We start from the raw sequence: 19,525 nt of genomic DNA on the forward strand, positions 1-19,525 counted from the left end.
ACACACTGAGCTTACGCTCTTCTGTGTACGGCTTTATTTTGATATTACACTAGTCCCAAATGACTTCCCAGTTATGATTCAAGGTAGCTTCTATCGTTCCCCGCTCCATAATGTAGCCTGCCAGCAATTCAGCGACATCTGTCGGAATATCCTTCACGACCGGTTTGTTCTGGAACATCGTATAATTGCCGCCGCCCGCGGCTCGATAATTGTTCATAACGACATCAAAAGAAGCCCCGAGATCCAGCGCTTTCCCCTCAAAATCCAATTGCACGACACGCGATCCGATGGGCCGCGAAATATTCAATTTGTACGTGATCCCTTCCCACATATCATAGTTAAAATGCTGCGGCTTAGGTTCTTTGAACTTGCTGCTGACCTGAATATCACCCGTCGATGTGAGCTCAAAATATTCGGCCGACTGCTCTAAGGCATCCTTGATGTCTTGACCGGAAATCCGAATCACTTTGAGGGTATTCGGATAAATATAGTTCGAGACGATATCTCTCATCGTAATATCCGAAGGAAATCCAGGTGAGACATTATCGAACAAGGCCGTATTGGATATGGAAGCCCCTGACAAGTCCATCTGTACGCGGTTGATGAACTCGATCAACGCATTGTCCTTCAGCCGGATCTGCATCGGATCCGTTACCCGCATATCGCCCGCAAGCTTGCCTATCGGCTGATCCAGCCATTCTTGCGTCTTCGCTTCATAGGAGCTGACCAGCTTAACAAGCTTCTGGTCCGCTTCCATGCCGACAACAGTCAGCAGCTCGGAAACCTTGCTGTCCACCTGCCAGCTGCCGTCCGGCTTTCGGGACAGTTCAAGCTGCACTTTGCCCAGGGTCACTCCCGTCGTCCCCGGCTGAACAACGATTACACCGTTAATCTTGGTTCCCGCAATGCTCCGGTGTTGATGTCCTGTAAGCAGCACATCGATTCCTTCGACTTCCATGCAGAGCTGGTAGCCTTGATTTTCACCTGTGAGTGGTTCTGTTGGTTCGCCAGTCGTCAGATCACGTTCAAAACCGCCATGATAAGAGACGACAACAACATCCACTTGTTCTTTCTCCTTGAGCACCTTCACCCAAGTTTGGGCTGCTTCAATGGCATCTATAAATCTCAGACCTTCGATATGCGCCGGATTTTCCCAATTCGGGATATAGGGTGTTGTCAGCCCCAAAATACCAACCCTAACGCCACTTTGCAATTGCTTCACGATATAAGGCTGGCCAAGGAAAGGCTCCCCGCTCTGGTCATCCAAAATTGTTGCACATAGCCAGGGGAAGTTGGATTCTTTGACTGCCTTTTGCAGGACTTCAAGTCCATAATTAAATTCATGATTACCCACAACAGCCGCATCATAGTCCAAATAATTAAGTCCAAGCACCATCGGATCCATCGGCTCGTTGTCCAATCTGGCATGATAATAAGCCAAGGGGGTTCCTTGGATCAAATCTCCGTTGTCAATTACAATCACTTCTTGATGAAGGCTGCGTTCATTAGCAATGAGTGCGGCTATTTTCGTTAAGCCTACTTCGTTAGCTTGGTTATTCGCATACTGGATCGGCAGCATACTGCCGTGCAAATCGCTCGTTTCCAATATGCTGATTGTACAAGTGTTCTGTGAAGATGCATGAACCAAACTAACCACTCCTATGGTTGAATTTATTTTGTGTTGATTATTATACAATAGAGAATGGTAGATTGACAGGTGGCTGGGTTGGGGGCTTTCTGCTTCTGGGAAGGCGTTTTTTTATTTCACTGGATAAGCTCCAGTCAAAGTATCTTTTCTTCCTCTGAAAAATTGAAAACACTGGAATAATTCCAGTGGGGTTGGGGTTGTAGCCTCTGGGAAAGTGATTTTTGCATTTCACTGGATAAACTCCAGTCAAGGTATCTTTTCTACCTCTGAAACCTGAAAACACTGGAATAAATCCAGTGGAATTTAGGTTTGTAGCCTCTGGGAAGGCGTTTTTTCGCTTTTCACTGGATAAACTCCAGTCAAGGTATCTTTTCTACCTCTGAAATATTGAAAACACTGGAATAATTCCAGTGGAGTTTGGGGTTGGGGTTGGGGTTGGGGTTGGGGTTGGGGTTGGGGTTGGGGTTGGGGTTGGGGTTGGGGTTGGGGTTGGGGTTGGGGTTGGGGTTGGGGTTGGGGTTGGGGTTGGGGTTGGGGTTGGGGTTGGGGTTGGTTGGGGTTGGGGTTGGGGTTGGGGTTGGGGTTGGGGTTGGGGTTGGGGTTGGGGTTGGGGTTGGGGTTACCATCGTCATTCCCATTGCCCTTACCACTGAGCCCGCGATTGAAGCCTCTAAAACATAAGATGCTGCCTCTCAGCCACGTTAATGACTTTTGAGACAGCATCTTCTCTAACGTTGTGTGCTCGTAGATGAATGGCAAGCTAGAAGTGCTTATTCGCGCAAATTTCATGAATTCTCATGAGATAAGATCACAGATTCGTGCTTATTGGCTTCCTTAGCCTGCTTTCAGGACGCAAGAACGAACAATAAGCAATTTTGGCTACTCTATTTTCCCTATCGCGTCACAAGAGGCTATCTTAGCGCAGACTTTGGGAGTATGGGGAGGCCGTAATGCCGTAATGTCCTAACGAACTCCATTCCGCTTATTTGCCCAAAAAAAGGTTAAATTAAAAAATAACGAATTCCAACCACGTTATCCGAGGTAAACTATCATCATTCCGCCAATATGCTTCTTCATAACGCCTAATCAGTTCACTAGATCTTCAAAGAAGCCTTTTTCTTGTGTATAAGCTTCGTACACTTCGTTAGCAATAACAAAGTGTAATGGCCCTCTCAAGTTGGGTTATTTATTGGCTTTTGAGAGGGCCGACTCCACGAATTCTACATTCAGACTAGCGCAGACTGCTTGCCGCCACAGTTTCATTGTGAAGCTGTGGACGCATATCCGTCCAGTTGCTTTCCACGAAAGCTAAGCACGTCTCGCGGCTTTCCTGCCCGAAAACGGTCGTCCACCCCGCAGGCACAAGAGCGAAAGAGGGCCACAGCGAATATTGACCTTGTTCATTGATCAGGACCAGATACGTATCATCTGCACCTTCAAAAGGATTGCTCATAGGTTCGTCTCCTCCTCATCGTTCATCATCGTCCATCATCGTTCATCTTCATTCATCTTCATGGCCACGCGTCGTGTCGCCGCCACATGGCGGCTACCAACTTCATCTTCATGCTTACTCGGCATGCATAGCTGCCAGCTTCTCCGCCAGGATTCGCCCTATTTCGGCCAACGGTCCCGGCTGGCATAAATCTTTATGGCGGCATGCGAGATCGTACTGCTCAATATCGCCATCAATATGTGATTTCCACGTGTCCGGAGAGATTGGTGTGAACCAATCCGGAATGACAGTTGAATGGAAGAATAACAAGTCACCGGTAAACGAGACAGGTCTGAAAGCTCCCAGAATCCGCACAGAATTCACGTAGGTTTCCTTCAAGCTCATGATGACAGACGGCTCCAGACTCGCCAGAGCGCTGCCATCGCTGCGGAGAATGTCAACAGCGGCAGCCATATCCAGCGGCTTGTCGCCAAGGCTGTCCGGGTCATAACCACCCAGCGCCAGAAGTGCTATGAGCGCTTCGTGCTCATCTACTTCGTCGCGCAGCGGCAGGAAATGACTTGGGAATGCATCAAGCATCACAAGCAGCGCAATCTCTTCCCCTGCTTGCTGCAGCTGGGAGGCAATCGCATGTGCGACATTGCCCCCTAGCGACCAGCCGAGCAAGTAGTACGGGCCATGAGGCTGAACGGAGCGAAGGTGGGCTATGTAATCAGCAGCCATGTCTTCCAGCTGCACAGGCAGCGCTTCGGGTCTGGCAATGCCCCGTGCTTGCAGCCCATACAGCGGATAGTCCGGCCCCAGTGACTTCATTAAGCCTGCGTAGCACCAGCTGAGTCCGCCTGCCGGATGAATACAGAACAGCGGCGGTCGTTTGCCGCTCGTTCGCAGGGGCAGCAGCACTTCGAGTGCGCCCTGACTGCCTCCTGTTTCCAGCTTTTCCGCCAGTTCAGCGACTGTTGGTGCCTCAAACAAGGTGCCGATGCTTAGCGAAGCACCCAACGCTTCCCGAATGCGGCTCATCAGCTTCACCGCTAAGAGCGAATGCCCTCCAAGGTCAAAGAATCCATCATCAATCCCAACCTTAGGCAGACCCAACGTCTCCGCGTACAAGTCGCAGAGAATTTCTTCCTGCGGTGTGCGCGGACCTCTGCCGCTTGCGGCTTGGGAGAAATCTGGTGCAGGCAGCGCCTTGCGATCCATTTTGCCGTTCACGGTGAGCGGCAGTTCCGGGATCTCAACCAATGCGGATGGCACCATGTAGCCGGGCAGCGCAGCAGCAATGTGTTGCCGCACAGCAGCCAAATCCATACCGATCTCCGATTTGAGAGCGGGAATCAAATAACCAACCAGACGCTTGTCTCCTGGCGTATCCTCACGTGCGATAACGATCGATTGGGCGATACCCGGATACTGGGCAATAACGGCTTCGATCTCACCAAGTTCGATGCGGAAGCCGCGAATTTTGACCTGATGATCAATTCGCCCGATGTAATCCAACGTCCCGTCATTGCGCCATTTGGCGAGGTCTCCTGTCCGATACATGCGAGATCCCGGCACACCGTAAGGGTCTGCAATGAATCTCTCCGACGTTAACCCGGGACGCTTCCAATAGCCGCGTGCCAAGCCTGCGCCTGCGACATACATTTCCCCCGTAACCCCAGGCGGGACATGCTGAAAGTAAGCATCCAGAACATAGACCTGGAGATCCGGAATAGCGACGCCGATCAGGCTGCTTGCTTTGCTTATAGCCATTTCCTGGCTGAGCGCTTTATAACTAACATGAACGGTCGTTTCCGTGATGCCGTACATATTAATCAAACGAGGAGCATCCTCCTCATGCCGCTCATACCAGTCCTCCAACTGCCCGAGATCGAGCGCTTCACCACCAAAGATCACATAACGCAGCGATAATTGCTGCCCAAGTTCGGGATGTTCACGATCAGCCTGCATGAGTTGATAGAAGGCGGATGGTGTCTGATTCAACACGGTGACATTTTCCTCACAGAGCAGCTTCAGGAACTCTTCCGGCGAACGACTGACCGTATGCGGTACTACAACAAGACGGCCTCCATACAGGAGCGCCCCCCACATTTCCCATACGGAGAAATCGAAAGCATAGGAATGGAACAGCGTCCAAGCATCTTCTTGCCCAAAATCGAACCAGTGCTCCGTCGAAGAGAATAATCGCACGACATTAGCGTGGGGAATGACAACCCCTTTCGGCTTGCCCGTTGATCCAGATGTATAGATGATATAGGCCACATTATCCGGTGACAAAGGAGCCGTACGGTCATCATCAGCCGGATTTGCTGCCGAATACTGGCTTGCTTTCTCCAACGTTTGTGGATCATCCAGAATGATCGCGGGAACGCCGTGGGCAGATGCCGTCATTGAAGCGGTTTGCTCGCAGCCGATCAGACAAGCAGGCCCGGTATCTTCCAACATGAAAGCCAAACGATCCGCTGGATAATCAGGGTCTAGCGGCAGGTAGCCTGCACCTGCTTTCAGCACCGCAAGGATACCGACCATCATCATCGTGGATCGCGGCAGCATGAGCCCGACCATCATCTCGGGCCCCACGCCTTGAGCAATCAAGAGGTGAGCCCATTGATTAGCCTGTGCATTGAGCTCGGCATAGCTGAGCGATTCTCCTTCATATACGACAGCTACCGCATCAGGATATTCACGGACTCTAGCCTCGAAAAGTTCCACGATCGTGGCGTCGCTCGCTGCGGCTGGCTGCTCCCAATTCACGACGCGGCTTTGCCGCTCCTCCGACATAAGGATATCCAACATCCCGATCGGCACATCCGGTTCTTCCAGTGCTCGCTCCAACAAGAGGAATAAACGCGCAGCAAGCTTCTCGACCGTTTCCCGTTCGTATAGATCGCTGGTGTACTCAAACCATCCGTCGATACCTGCCGGAGATCCATCTTCACCGCGCCGTTCACGGAATTCAATCGTGAGATCGAATTTGGCTTTGCCAACTGTCTCCAGATACAGTTCCGATGTTAGTTCCGGGAAATCCAGCGAAGCTTCCGGGGTATTTTGGAACGCCAGCATAATTTGGAACAACGGGTGTCTGGCCCTTGATCTTGGAGGATTGAGAACTTCAACCAACCGTTCAAACGGCACGTCTTGATGCTCATAAGCAGCAAGATTGACGCTCCTCACCCGTCCCAGCAGCTCACGGAAGGTGGGATCTCCTGACGTATCCGTCCGCAGGATCAGCGTATTGATGAACAGACCGACCAGTTCGCCAAGCGCATCATCACTGCGGCCCGCAATCGGGCTGCCGAGCGGAATATCCGTCCCCGCGCCAAGCCTCGTCAGCAGTGCGGCAAGCCCCGACTGAATGACCATGAATAAGCTTGTTCGGCTTTCACGGGCTAGTGCAGCCAGACGGCCATGCAGATTGGCATTCAGATGAACAAATAGGGTATCTCCCATGTGCGTAGCTTCTGCAGGCCTAGGGTAATCCGTTGGCAGTTCCAACTGATCGGGAAGATTATGCAAAGCCGATCGCCAATAAGCAACTTGACGGGCAATTAGACTGTCTGCATGGGATTCGTCACCAAGCAGCTGCTCCTGCCAAAGAGCATAATCAGCATACTGCAGCGGCAATGGCGCCAAGATGGGGGCCTCGCCTTTGGAACGGGCTCCATAAGCAGCGGCCAAATCACGCGTAAGCGGCGCAAGCGACCAGCCGTCTCCCACAATGTGATGCTGCAGCAGCAGCAGGACATGAGTATCGCCTTGCGGTCCTATTTGATAAAGATGCGCGCGGAATGCTTGCTCTTGGGCCAAATCGAACCCATAACGAACAGCAAGTGCGAGCTCATCAGCCAGTTCCGATTCTATAATTTCAGCTGTATGGAGAACGGTAGGGCAAGCGGAAGCTTCTAAAATCAGCTGCTTGGATACACCGCCATTCTCTGGAAAAATAGTGCGCAGCGTTTCATGCCGCTCAACAAGATCAGCCAATGCCTCTTCCAGCGCTTCGTGGTTAAGATGACCTTTCAGATGAATCACAAGGGGTATATTATAGGTCGGACTAGGCCCTTCCAGACAGTTCAGGAACCACAGACGTCGCTGAGCAAAAGAAAGCGGAATGTCCTGCGGCCGCACTGCTGGCCGAATGGCAGGGCGCGCTGCGGCAGCATGATCAAGCCGTTTGGCCATACCCGCCACTGTCGGAGCTTCGAAGAGACTGGCGATGCCGAGCTCGACACCCATGACCTCGCGAATACGATTCATAAGACGTCCGGCCAATAAGGAATGACCGCCCAGATCAAAAAATTCATCATCGATCCCGATTCTAGGCACACCAAGCACCTCAACGAACAATTCGCTAAGTATTTCTTCCTGCGGCGTGCGGGCAGCCCGGCCGATAGCGGCTTGGCTGTAATGCGGCGCAGGCAGCGCTTTGCGATCCAGCTTTCCGTTAGGCGTCAAAGGAAGCTCATCCAGAAAAACAAAAGCAGAAGGAATCATGTAATCGGGCAGTCGAACTGCTGCAAAATCGCGCAGCCCCCCCGTTTCAATGGCTTCACTGGCTACCGCATAGGCGACAAGACGCTTGTCGCCAGGCTGGTCTTCCCGCACAACAACAGCTGCTTTAAGCACGCCAGGATACTCAGCCAACACGGCTTCAATCTCGGCGACCTCGATGCGGAAGCCGCGGATTTTGATCTGATGATCAGCCCGGCCGCTGTAGTCCAAAGTGCCGTCCGGAAGCCAGCGAGCCATATCCCCGGTGCGGTACATGCGTGAACCGGGAAGGCCGTGCGGATTCGCGACGAAACGCTCAGCCGTTAAGGCCGCACGTCCTAAATAACCGACGGCAAGACCATCTCCCGCGATATACAGATCACCGGTTACTCCTAGGGGAACAGGCTGCAGCGCGCTATCCAGAATATACAACTGCGTATTCCAGATTGGCCGTCCAATCGATGGCTTGCCATCCGGCTCCGACGTAAAGGTGAGTGCCGTCGACCAAATCGTCGTCTCTGTCGGACCATAGAGATTGGTCACCTGACAACCTAATTGAAGCAGATCGCGCAACAAGCCCGCAGACAGTGCTTCCCCCCCGACCAGAACACGCAAGCCGCGCAAGGAATGAGGTTCGTGTTCTACAAGCGCATGCCAAAGGGAAGGCGTTGCTTGCATCAGTGTGGCACCGGAAGAAACGATCAATTTGGATAAGGCTGCGGAATCCTGAATCGTTATTTTATCAGCGACAATAACCTGCGCCCCATTCAGTAAAGGCAGAAAGATCTCAAGAATGGAAATATCAAAAGCTACAGTCGTCACAGCGAACAAACGATCAGCGGCGCCAAGTGAAAACTGCTCCTGCATGGAAAGTAAGAAGTTTGTTAAGCTGGCAAAGGAAATAACAACACCTTTGGGTCTCCCAGTTGAACCAGAGGTATACAAAATGTAGGCCGGATTCTGTCCCGTAGGAACGCCAATGCGCTCCTGATCGGATATATTGGCAGCCGATATGCGGCTAATCTGCTCGCTAGTCTCATGATCATCGAGCACGATTGACTTGGAAGCTGAATCTTCTGTCAATCGGGAGGCGACTTCCCGGCTGGTCAGCGTTACTAACGCACGCGCATCCTCCAGCATATAGGCAACACGATCAGCCGGATAATCTGGGTCTAGCGGAAGGTAGGCTGCACCTGTTTTGTGTACTGCCAGCATGCTGACAATCATCTCGACAGAGCGTGGGAGCGCCAGCGCAACAATGCTTTGCGGCCCTGCTCCATGAGCGATCAGCAGCCTGGCAAGCTGATTGGCTTTGGCATTTAGTTGCTCATAAGAAACAGAAACATCGTTATGAACAACAGCCACGGCGGCAGGACCGCGGGTTGCCTGAACTTCAAACAATTCCGATGTCCTTGCGGAAGGCAGGGTCCGAAATGTATCGTTCCACTGCGTCAGCATCCCTTCGCGCTCGCTCTCAGCCAGTAGTTCCACTAATCCAATAGAGGAACTAGGAGCTGCTTCCGTCAGCTTGCCCAGATAGTGCACAAACCGCTGATGATGAGCCTCAAGCTCAGCCGCTGTGTACAGCTCTGGATTGCCATCCATGTCGATCTGGAGCCCGCTTCCATCGGCTTTCAGATAGACATTAATCGCTAGGTCGTCGACGGGACCTGCGGATAGATTCGTTTTGGTTCCTGCATGACCGTCAAAATTCAAATTATTGTCAAACGGCATAATGTTGATGAGGGGGCCGAATATACGGCGGTTATCCCCTACCCGCTTCAAGTCACGGCGCAGCTCTTCGTGCCGGTAGCCTTGATGCTTGCGGATTTCACGGATTTCATGGGCAATCTGCTGCACCAATTCGGAGACGCTCATGCCAGGACGGATAAATAGGCGGAGCGGCAAAATATTCATCACCATTGCCGGTGTGTTCAGCGACACAGAGCCTAGCCTTCCCATCATAGGCAGTCCCAGGATCACCTCTGACGCTCCGGTCAAACGATGAAGATAGGAGCCTGCTGCGGCAAGCACCAGATCCGACCAAGCTGCCTCATGCAGCTGAGCGCAGGCGCGCAGGCTTTGGGCTTGGCCCGGCGAAAGCAGCGTCGTTTGGCGCAGAAAGCTTTTGGCACTGCGGGGCGACTTCTCAGCCAGACTGACAGCATCTGGCTCATCGGCAAAACGCTCCAGCCAGAACTGCCGGTCCTGCTGCGCTTTGGCGGAGGTCCGGTAAGCTTGGTCTTCCTCCAGCACGCGCTGCCACGAGCCGAAGCTTCCTTCCTGCACAGGCAAGTGATTCATTAGAGCCGTATATACTTTGGCTACACGTTTGGACAGCAACGAGAATCCAAACCCGTCCATCACGATATGGTGAATGCGTTGATACCACAGAAAGCGGTCCTGCCCTACCCGGAATAACGCCTCCGTGAAGAGAGGTCCTTGCGTCAGGTCGCATGGTTGGCTGAGATCTGCGTCCATCCAAGCTTTGGCTGTTAGATCAGGCTCAGTCTCAGAGGTCAGATCCAGATAGGTAAATGGCCAGTGCGAATCAGGCTGCTCAGCCTGCCAAGGTCCATCTCTATCTTCAGCGAACTTAACATGCAGCGTTTGGGCTTCCAGAACGACTTGACGCACTGCCAGTTCGAACTGAATTGGATCTATCAAACCGTGAATTTCTACCCATTCCCCCGTGTTGTACATGGGATTACCGGGATCAAGTTGTTGCGCATACCAGATGCCTGATTGCGCACCGGATAAGGGTCTTCTTATATGTTGAGCGACAAGCATACCAGCAGCCTCCTTCATCATCTAGGCGAAATAGTCAAGATTCGGCACCGGCAGCTTCAACCTCGAAGCCAGCAGCTGCCACCATTTGGCCAGTGTAGGCTGCTCAGCTAATTCAACGAAAGTAACCTCTGCCCCGGCACGTCTCCAGCTCTCTACCAAACTCATAATCCGGATGGAATCCAAGCCTTTCTCGTTAATTAGATCGTCCTCATCCTTCAAACTTTCCGGTGCTTCGTAGAGTAATTTAGCAACCTGCTCACGCACAGTTTCTATGCTCAGCTGCGGCTCTTCCGAAGTGGCAGCGATATGTGATGGAGCTATTGCGGCTTCCAATTGCTGAAGCACATCTTGAGTGGTAAGGGTGACGGCACAGCGCTGTGCTGCGTAGTTCAGAGCCATTTTATGATTATCCAGAGAGAAATCTGCGACTGCATCGGCGACAAAAAACGGCTGAATATCCTGCATAAAAGCTTCACAGGCCGTCATCAAGCAGCCGATATGCGCGTAAATGCCAGTCACAATTAATTGGTCGCGCCCCTGCTCCTGCATAATTTCCGCTAAATTCGTCTTGCGAAAACCACTGTAGCGCCATTTGGTCAATACGATATCCCCTTCTAACGGGGCCAGTTCTGTCACAATGTGCTTCTCTTCCGGCTTGTCGTTCAGACCAGCGCCCCAGAAATCAAAGAGAAGTCCTCGTTGCTCAGGCGTTTGGTTATCCGGTTGGGCCGTATACACCACGGGAATCCCCAGCTCTCGGCACTTCACACGCAAGGCATCAATATGCGCAAGCAGCTCAATGACAGGCGACGCGCCCGGTGTGAACGCATTTAGGAAATATTTTTGCATATCATGAATAAGAAAAACGGCCCTCTTAGGATCTACGACCCAAGAAGCTCGGTTCTCAGGTAAATCAGCTGCGATAGGCATCGCGTATGGTTGAATAGTTGGAAGTGCCATCATAGACCTACTTTCTGCTCGAATTGAGATTAAACTGTGGTGGGTAATAAGCTTTCTCGCAAAGCTTTTTTACTGACTTTACCGACAGTCGTTTGTGGAAAAGCGGTTAAAAATTGTATCCGATCCGGTATTTTGAACGGTGCAAGACCGCGTGAACGCAGGTAGTTCTTAAGTTCGGCCACAGACAAGGCATCCCCCCGGGGAATGACAAAAGCACAGGACCGCTCTCCGAGAAAGGGATCCGGCATCGACACAAGCGCTGCATCATAAACCCCCGGATGAGACAACAAATGATTCTCTACTTCTTCCGCTGCAATCTTGTCGCCACCGCGATTGATTTGGTCTTTGGCACGGCCCTCGACAACGAGATAACCGGCTTCATTAACCATCACGAGATCGCCTGTTTTATAGAAACCATCCTCCGTGAAGGATTTGGCATTGTGCGCTTCCGCTTTGTAGTAGCCTCGAATCGTGTAGGGACCACGTGTCCAAAGTTCACCTACTTCTCCGGCTTTTACAACAACTCCATCCTCGTCCACCACACGGACTTCATCCCACGCAGACATAGGTCTACCCTGGGTACTTACGATAACGTCTTCCGAATCGTCAAGTCTGGTGTAATTCACAAGCCCTTCCGCCATGCCAAAAACTTGCTGCAGCGTGCAGCCCAGTTCTGGTTTGACTCGGCGTGCTGCTTCCTCACTGAACTTGGCGCCTCCCACTTGCAGCACCTTAAGGCTCGACAGATCATAAGATCGGCTTGCTGCCGCCTCCATCCAGATAAGAGCCAGCGGAGGCACCAGCGCCGTTATGGTAACGCGTTCCTTCGCAATCAAAGGGAAAGCATCATCAGGGCTCGGTCTCGATGCCATGACAATTCTGCCTCCAGCCAGAAGCGTCCCCAGGACCCCAGGTGAACTCAATGGAAAATTATGAGCAACGGGAAGAGCTGCCAAATACACGCTTTCCTCGTTCATTCCGCAGACTTCATTGCTTCTACGGAAGCTGTACATGTAGTCATCATGTGTACGTGGAATCAATTTGGGCAGTCCTGTGCTGCCTCCTGATAATTGTAGAAAAGCAACATCGCTTGCTTTCACCTCTGGCCAGCCTGATGAAGAAGGTACTTCTGAATTAAGCTGATACAGGCTGTCTAGTGAGCGAAAAAGTCCAGGATCGCCTACGACCAGAACATGCTCAAGCGTTGCTACTTGGTCTTTGACTGCGTTCGCAAGCTCTCTATAATCAAAACCGTTGTCTTGATCCTGTATCACATAAGCAACGGCTTCACTAAATTCACTTAAATAACTAATTTCGCTGTGGCGATGGGCCGGCAGGGCGAATACGGGAATCGCCCCTATTTTGAACAGGGCAAAAACCACAATGAAAAATTCACCGATGTTGGGCAGTTGAACAATCACACGGTCGTACTGCTTCACACCCAGCGTCAATAATCCCGCAGCCAGCTCCTGTGCTCGCTGATTTAAAGTTTCATAGCTCAGTCGCTGCTCTCCGCTGACGACGGCAATCCTTTCGCTATGCACACGTGCTTGTTCAGTCAGCATGTCGCCGAGCGTCAGTCCCTGCCACAAGCCTTCCTCCCGATATAGCTGAGCCCACTCATCCGGCCAGGTTGGACAATTCGTTAACACTTCGCATCGCTCCTATTCCTATCGTCATGATTCATGGTTTATGCCCATGGCATGAAGCATGGTGCGGAATTTAGCGGTCGTTTCCTGCAATTCAGACTCCGCGCTTGATTCTGCTACCACGCCTGCGCCTGCATACAGTTGAAGAGATCGACTCTCCGCTACAGCACAACGGATCGTAATTATCCATTCACCGTCTCCACTGGCATCGCACCAACCTACCAAACCGGTATAGAATCCACGATCAAAAGGTTCGATTTCACGGATGGCTTCCCTGGCTAGCGCCGTTGGAGAGCCGCATACCGCTGGTGTCGGGTGCAAAGCAACAGCAAGGGCCAGCGAAGTGACAGATGGATCTGTTAATTCCCCCCTTAATTCGGTTGAGAGATGCCACATGGTCGCCGTCTGCACAAGCGAAGGCGCTTGCGGAACGTCCAGATTGTGGCAAAATGGTCGAAGCGCTTCTGCTACAGCTTCAATCACGAGCGCGTGCTCACGTAAATCCTTGGGTGAGACAAGCAGTTCCTTCGCTCGCCTTGCATCCTCGATCGGATCCTCACTGCGTGGAGCGGAGCCCGCGAGCGGGTTCACAACCACTTCGCGTCCTGATCGCGATACGAGCAGCTCTGGGCTGGCGCCAATCAGCGTTCTGCTCTCAATGCTCGGAGGCGCTTGGAGATTCCCTTCGACGCGCTTCGGCAAGTCAACCGCGAATGTATAACCATGCGTATTATGGACAGCCAAATTACGCAGGAGTTGCCGTAAATCCACTTTGTTAGGCGATGTGAGCTTCAAGGAACGCGCTAGCACAATCTTGTCCAGTTCGCCTGATCTGAGGCGTTTCAACGCCTTTTCAACGCCGCTCACATAACCTTCGGCCGAGGGGATTGCGACGGTCTCAAAGTTGGAACCGATCGGGCGTCGTACCCGTTCATGCGGTTCAAACTGCAGCGGTCCCATTTTACGCGTTGTCATCGGAACTACCAGCTGCGCCGGCTGCATCGGATCAAAGGGGACTGCGCCTACAAGCATCGGGACACTTTGTCCAGGCTGCCTGATATGAGCGAGCAATCGCGCTGCCCGTTCCGGCAGTGACTGGAGTTCATTGCCATGGGGGGATTCCGGTAAATCAGCAATCGTCCCTTGAGCCAATAGGGTGGCACGTGGAGAAGCAAAGAAAAACGAGGAACCCGGCTGATAATCTGCTAGAAGATCGGCCGCTACAACCTCACGATCAAGTTGAATATTGGTTTTCATTCTATCTAACGCCTCCTTCATCAATGGTCTAAACGCCTAGAGTTGCTCCCCCGTCTACGCGCAAATCATGCATGGTGAGATGCCCCGCTTGCGCCGAGAGAAGAAAGAGCACACTGGCTGCGATATCTTCAGGTGTCGCTAATTTTCTGAGCGGAATTCCCGTTCTATAAGTCTCTAAGGAGCCTTCGATCGTACGCTGAGCTCCGCTTTCATCTTCCCACATGGACCTGAGCATGGGCGTGTCTGTTGAGCCTGGGGAGACGATGTTGCAGCGAATCCCATACTCAGCGAGTTCCAGACCCAGACACTTCGTGAACATGGTCACCGCTGCCTTGGAAGTGGCATACGCCCCCATATGCATGCGCGGAATTGCAGCAGCATTGGAGCTGACCGTGACGACAGCCCCATTGCGGCGCGGCTTCATGTAGGAGAGAACCGCTCTTGAGATATGAAAAACGCCGTTAAGATTAACAGACATCACATCGGACCAATCGGCATCGGAGAGGCTGGTAAGAGCTCCCATTCTTAACACCCCGGCCGCATGGACAAGAAGTTCAATCGGCCCCAACTCGCGCTCGATACGGTCAACCACAGCTTGAACGGATTCACTGTCCCGCACATCTGCGGAGTACGCAAATGCCTTCAGTCCTTGTTCTTTTAGCTCAGTCGCGAGACGGTTCAGCGTATCCTGCTGCAAATCTACAGCAGCTACAACGGCTCCCTGCTTGCACAAAGCTCTAACAATGGCTTCGCCAATGCCTTGAGCGGCTCCAGTAACCAAAGCCACTTTGCCTGTAAATTGTAGATCCTGCATACGTTTAATTAACCCCCCAGCACAAAACGGAGCATGCGGCTCACAAGCGCAGGAAGAACGGAAACATGTCCCTCGCCCTCAAACTCCTGGTACTCCACACGCAGCTCTTCGCTCGTTAAAAGTGAGAACCGTTCGAAAAACTCACGGGCATTTCCGTTCATGCCGCTTGGATGCGCATCTTCCAGCTCACCTAGCGTAATTAATAAATGGATTCTCTTTCTTGCATGCTGCTGAAGCGCCGCGAATTGTGCCTCTTGCTGCCTCACTAGTTCCTTATTCCAATGGATCGACGGACTGCCTGCCACATAAAATTGAAAGCTGTCAGGCATCGTCAAAAGCGTTTGAAGGACAAAAAGCCCGCCCAAGGAGTGTCCAAAAATCCCCTGCCGATTCCGATCGACCGGATAGTCGCGTTCGATTCGCGGTTTCAATGCTTGCTCGATGAAATCCCGGAAATCCTCAGCGCCCCCCACTTTGGGCCATACATGATCTTTATTCCTTACAGGAAGAGCTTTGAGGACTTCATCCGAAGTCGGCATCGTGAAATCATAGTACCGGGAATCGTCGAACGGTTCGTCCGTCGGATATCCGATACCTACGATGATGGCCGGATAAACGCCGGTCTTTTCCGGTCTGCGAGCTTGAACTCGCACTGCTTCTACAATCGTGCCGAACAAAGCATTGGCATCCAACAGATATAGAACAGGAAATCCTTGCGGCGGCGCTTCTTGCGCTGGTGTGTAGACGAAGATGCGATACGGCTGCTGTCTTGCCTTCGATGGAAGGAGAAACTGATGTGTATTAGGCAGAGAGAAGGCCTCGAGGCTATTCTCGACCTGAGGAATATGCGGGATGTCATTGTCTAAACGGGTCAAGTTGGTTTTCCTCTCCTTTCAAGTTCAAATCATTATTCATCACCTTCGAAGGTGTTTACTGATAATGATTCTCATTGTTGATTATAAGTGAAGGCTGTTATCCAGACCATGAACAATTTCCTTATACTGGTATGGATAATATACAGAAACATGTTGAAGTCGTTGGCTTGCAGAGGAATAGGCGTAAAAAAAGGCCTGCCCTTGTCGTTCAAGGGTCAGACCTTGCTCCGTTGAATTGCACGGTTCAGCATGACAGATCTACACGGGTTACCTCCTTATTAGGCAGGAAATCCTCGCTTTTATAGCCATTTATTAACCCTGCCTCATAGGCAGCGGCAACGGCGGAATACTGCCAACCATTTCCTGCGCCATGAAATGGAACCTTACCAACGCTGTCGTCTAATCCAAGCGAGCGTACCAGCAAAGCCGCGATTTCTGTTCGCGTGATGCTGCCACTCGGCTCAAACCTTTCTTGGCCTCGCCCGTCTACAATCATTTTTGCCGCCGGCAGCTCAATGCTGTTTTTGGCCCAGCAGCCCTGACACCTTACAGCAGTTGCCGTAGGGGATGCTGTGGCAGAATGGTGTCGACAATATCGTCACTTTGGGGAGAGAATCGGCTTCGCCTCGACAACATCGTCACTTTGGGGAGAGAACCCGCTTCGCTAGCTGAGAGAGTCTCCTCTTCATAGCGGCAACCCCGACAATCCCTATCACCATCAGGGGAACTCTAGGGCGCTATTCAGACAAAAAGCAGGGTTATTTGGACAATAGCGGAACTACAGGGTCTTATTTCCACGAAAAACGCCGAATTTCCTACCAAACAGCAAAATAGCGGACTGTAGTTCCCTCCCCCTGCGAAAATGATACTTTTTTGCTGGAATAGCGTACTGTAGTTCCCCTATTTCCGCGCGAGGCTGCTGGTACACATTAGAAATCGCGGTTAGGTCATCCATTCCATGGACCTTGAGGCAAACCCAAGCCTCCTAACGAACTCAATGCCCTTTATTCCGTCAAAATCGCTCATTCTGAAATTGTAATGAATCCCTAATGCCCTATTTCAAACAAGTGATCACCTTTCCGCCTAAAATTTGCTCGATAGCGTTTATCCAGTTCATTATATCGCCAAAGCAGTCATTTTCCGCTGTATAAGCATCCAACAGTTCATTAGATGCACTTTGAGCCCCCCCTAAAGCGAGTCTGCGGTGGACGTCAGTAAATAAGGGGAAAGCTTCGCTCACCCCAAGCCCAAAAACATATAAATTCTGTTTAGAAAAACCTCGCCTAAGGGGCTATGTTTACAGGAAATTTGTGCTCGGACTGCCGGATGCAGATGGAGCGCGGAATGAGCTTGAGAGCAAGATGAGATGGACAGCTGGATGAATAGGCAAACTGTTATTCCGAGCGCATCGAACCACATAAAAAGCCGCCCGCAAGCAGATGCAAGAACGGTGACCCGGAAGGCAGACACTTTCAAAGAAGTATCCATCTTTCGGGTCACCGTTCAGATCTACCTGAAGACAGCCCCAATTCTTTCACCTATACAGCACTTAATGCCTTTGCTTATTCCGATAGAGCAGCCATACAAAGTAGGGCACGCCAACAATCGCTATAACAACCCCAACCGGCAGTTCAGCCGGTGTGAATACCGTCTTCGCTATGAAGTCGGAGATCATAACGAGCAGCGCTCCGACGATGGCGCATACCGGCATCATCCGACGGTGGGAAATGCCGACAAGCCGGCGAGCGATGTGCGGCGACATCAATCCGATGAATCCAATGCCTCCGGATACGGACACGCATGCGCTAACGATACCGATGCTGCTGAGCATCAGCAGCGCTTTCTGCTTCTCCACGGAAACGCCAAGACTGCGAACCGTGTCTTCTTTGAGCTGAAACACGTCGAGAATGCGAGTGCGCGTTACGAGTATCGGCGTGAGCACGATCAGCCAAGGCAGCATGGAAACGATGTATTTCCAGTTTGCATTATAAATGCTCCCGGAGGCCCATACTGCAGCCATTTCGAAATCCTTGGCATTCATTTTCAAGGTAATGAACAGGGTAACCGCCGACAGGCCTGAGGCTATCGCGATGCCTGTCAGCAGCAGCCGCTGGGATTCTAATCTGCCGTTTTTCCAAGAAAACGCATAGATCAGCATGGCAGCGCCCAAGCCGCCAATCAGACCGACCAATGGCATCGCCAAAATTGCCGTCCAACTTGTTCCTTTCACTTTGCCTTGGTAGAAAAAAAGGAAGATGACCATCGCCACGCCTGCCCCGGCATTAATCCCCAGGATGCCTGGATCAGCCAGATTATTGCGCGTCAAGCTCTGAACGGCAGCCCCAGCCATCCCCAGCCCCATCCCCACGATGGCAGCGATGACGATGCGAGGAAGCCGGAACTCAAAAATCACAAGATCAAAATCCTTCTGCGGCTGAATCCGCAAAAGTGTCCGCATAATATCGCGAAGCGTAATGTCAAAAGCACCGTTTGTTAAGGAAATATAGGCGGTCAACAGCATAAGTCCGACTCCGACGATAACCGTCACAAGAAATGTGCTGCGAGATTTCTTAGCGATGGGAATCCCCTCCCCGCGTTCGAATTAGGTAGAGGAAGTAAGGCACCCCGATAATAGCCGTAACGACGCCAATCGGCATTTCAAAGGGATAGTTCAGAAATCGGCTGAGCACATCGCAGAGCGCCAGAAAGACGCCTCCGATGACCGCTGAGCAGGGGATGATCCATTTGTAATCAAGCCCTGTGAGAAAACGTGTAATGTGCGGCACAAGCAGCCCTACGAAGCCGATCTTGCCGGCAATCGCCACCGAGATACCCGTCAGCAGAATAACGCTAAGCGTCGCCGTTAGCTTCACTAGCGTCGTTCTCTGTCCGAGGGAGACGGCAAGCTCTTCACCCAACGAGAAAATCGTGACGGATTTGGAAATCCACATCGCCATCACAAGCCCTGCAACAGCAAAAGGAACCGCCAGCATGATTAACTGCGGGTCCATTTGATGCAAGCGGGAATTGTACCAGAAGCTAATATTTTGCGAAACTTGAAAATACATCGCCATTGCAGAAGAAACGCTGCTCAGAAACGTTCCAATCAACGTTCCCAGAATCGCCAGCCGCACCGGTGAAAGACCTCCCGGCAGTAAGGACGCGAGTCCGAATACCAGCACAATACTAAGCGCTGAACCTATGAAAGAAGCAATAATCATCGCCATAGATGAGGCATAAGGCGCCATAATCATGCAAATTGTTACAGCAAAAGCTGAACCGTCGGTGATCCCCATAATGGAAGGGGATGCCAGGTCATTCCTGGTCATCCCCTGCATGAGAGCCCCTGATACCGCCAGGAAGGCGCCGACTAGAAGCGCTCCGCCTACTCTGGGCAGCCTAGAGTGTGTAATGATCTGATGATCCACATTCCCCGCATCGAAATGCAGGAATGCATTGAAGACACTGCTTATATCGATGTTTTTGGCGCCATACAGGATCGAGAGTAAGATCGTGAACACTACTGCGAAAGGCGCCGCTGTCAAGATAAGCGTATGCCCCGGAATCCTCAGTTTCATAACATTA

The 19,525-nt window shown here is 51.7% G+C and carries 12 protein-coding genes; 1 reads left to right on the plus strand and 11 read right to left on the minus strand.

Translation table 11 applies throughout. The features are described 5' to 3' along the window. Positions 1-49: 49 nt before the first annotated feature. Positions 50-1,648 carry a bifunctional metallophosphatase/5'-nucleotidase gene (locus LOZ80_RS24150; protein ID WP_283214697.1) on the minus strand — a complete coding sequence of 533 codons (1,599 nt, stop codon included), beginning with the start codon at positions 1,646-1,648 and terminating at the stop codon, positions 50-52. Between the two features lie 410 nt (positions 1,649-2,058). Between LOZ80_RS24150 and LOZ80_RS24155 the strand changes: the two genes are divergently transcribed. After that, entirely contained in the window at positions 2,059-2,301 is a 243-nt protein-coding gene (locus LOZ80_RS24155; protein ID WP_238167076.1) for a hypothetical protein, read from the plus strand. 578 nt (positions 2,302-2,879) lie between these two features. On the opposite strand, the gene LOZ80_RS24160 is transcribed toward LOZ80_RS24155, so the two are convergent. The 10 genes from LOZ80_RS24160 to LOZ80_RS24205 form a co-directional block, all read right to left on the minus strand. Next, on the minus strand, positions 2,880-3,101 hold the full coding sequence (locus tag LOZ80_RS24160) for an MbtH family protein (RefSeq protein WP_238167077.1): 222 nt from the start codon (positions 3,099-3,101) through the stop codon (positions 2,880-2,882). A gap of 114 nt (positions 3,102-3,215) precedes the next feature. Further along, on the minus strand, positions 3,216-10,385 hold the full coding sequence (locus LOZ80_RS24165; protein WP_238167078.1) for an amino acid adenylation domain-containing protein: 7,170 nt from the start codon (positions 10,383-10,385) through the stop codon (positions 3,216-3,218). 21 nt (positions 10,386-10,406) lie between these two features. Continuing rightward, the gene (locus tag LOZ80_RS24170; protein WP_238173101.1) at positions 10,407-11,345 is read right to left on the minus strand and encodes an isochorismatase family protein; all 939 of its coding nucleotides are present in this window, start codon (positions 11,343-11,345) and stop codon (positions 10,407-10,409) included. A 29-nt stretch (positions 11,346-11,374) separates the two neighbouring features. Then, positions 11,375-12,997, minus strand: a complete 1,623-nt coding sequence (locus LOZ80_RS24175) for a (2,3-dihydroxybenzoyl)adenylate synthase (protein ID WP_238167079.1) — start codon at positions 12,995-12,997, stop codon at positions 11,375-11,377. Positions 12,998-13,021: 24 nt separating this feature from the next. Next, positions 13,022-14,251, minus strand: coding sequence for an isochorismate synthase DhbC (dhbC, locus tag LOZ80_RS24180; RefSeq protein ID WP_238167080.1), 1,230 nt, complete (start codon positions 14,249-14,251; stop codon positions 13,022-13,024). A 28-nt stretch (positions 14,252-14,279) separates the two neighbouring features. Then, positions 14,280-15,065 carry a 2,3-dihydro-2,3-dihydroxybenzoate dehydrogenase gene (locus LOZ80_RS24185; RefSeq protein ID WP_238167081.1) on the minus strand — a complete coding sequence of 262 codons (786 nt, stop codon included), beginning with the start codon at positions 15,063-15,065 and terminating at the stop codon, positions 14,280-14,282. 8 nt (positions 15,066-15,073) lie between these two features. Then, the gene (locus LOZ80_RS24190; RefSeq protein ID WP_283214698.1) at positions 15,074-15,940 is read right to left on the minus strand and encodes an alpha/beta hydrolase; all 867 of its coding nucleotides are present in this window, start codon (positions 15,938-15,940) and stop codon (positions 15,074-15,076) included. A gap of 244 nt (positions 15,941-16,184) precedes the next feature. Beyond that, a complete protein-coding gene (locus LOZ80_RS24195; RefSeq protein ID WP_238167082.1) occupies positions 16,185-16,436 on the minus strand; it encodes an S-layer homology domain-containing protein in 252 nt (83 codons plus the stop codon). Between the two features lie 1,053 nt (positions 16,437-17,489). Continuing rightward, a complete protein-coding gene (locus LOZ80_RS24200; protein ID WP_443147081.1) occupies positions 17,490-18,518 on the minus strand; it encodes a FecCD family ABC transporter permease in 1,029 nt (342 codons plus the stop codon). Then, a complete protein-coding gene (locus LOZ80_RS24205; RefSeq protein WP_238167084.1) occupies positions 18,511-19,518 on the minus strand; it encodes a FecCD family ABC transporter permease in 1,008 nt (335 codons plus the stop codon). Before LOZ80_RS24205 ends, LOZ80_RS24200 begins: the two co-directional genes overlap by 8 nt. Between the last annotated feature and the right edge of the window lie 7 nt (positions 19,519-19,525).

Origin of the sequence: Paenibacillus sp. HWE-109, assembly GCF_022163125.1 — a bacterium.
Taxonomy (GTDB): domain Bacteria; phylum Bacillota; class Bacilli; order Paenibacillales; family NBRC-103111; genus Paenibacillus_E.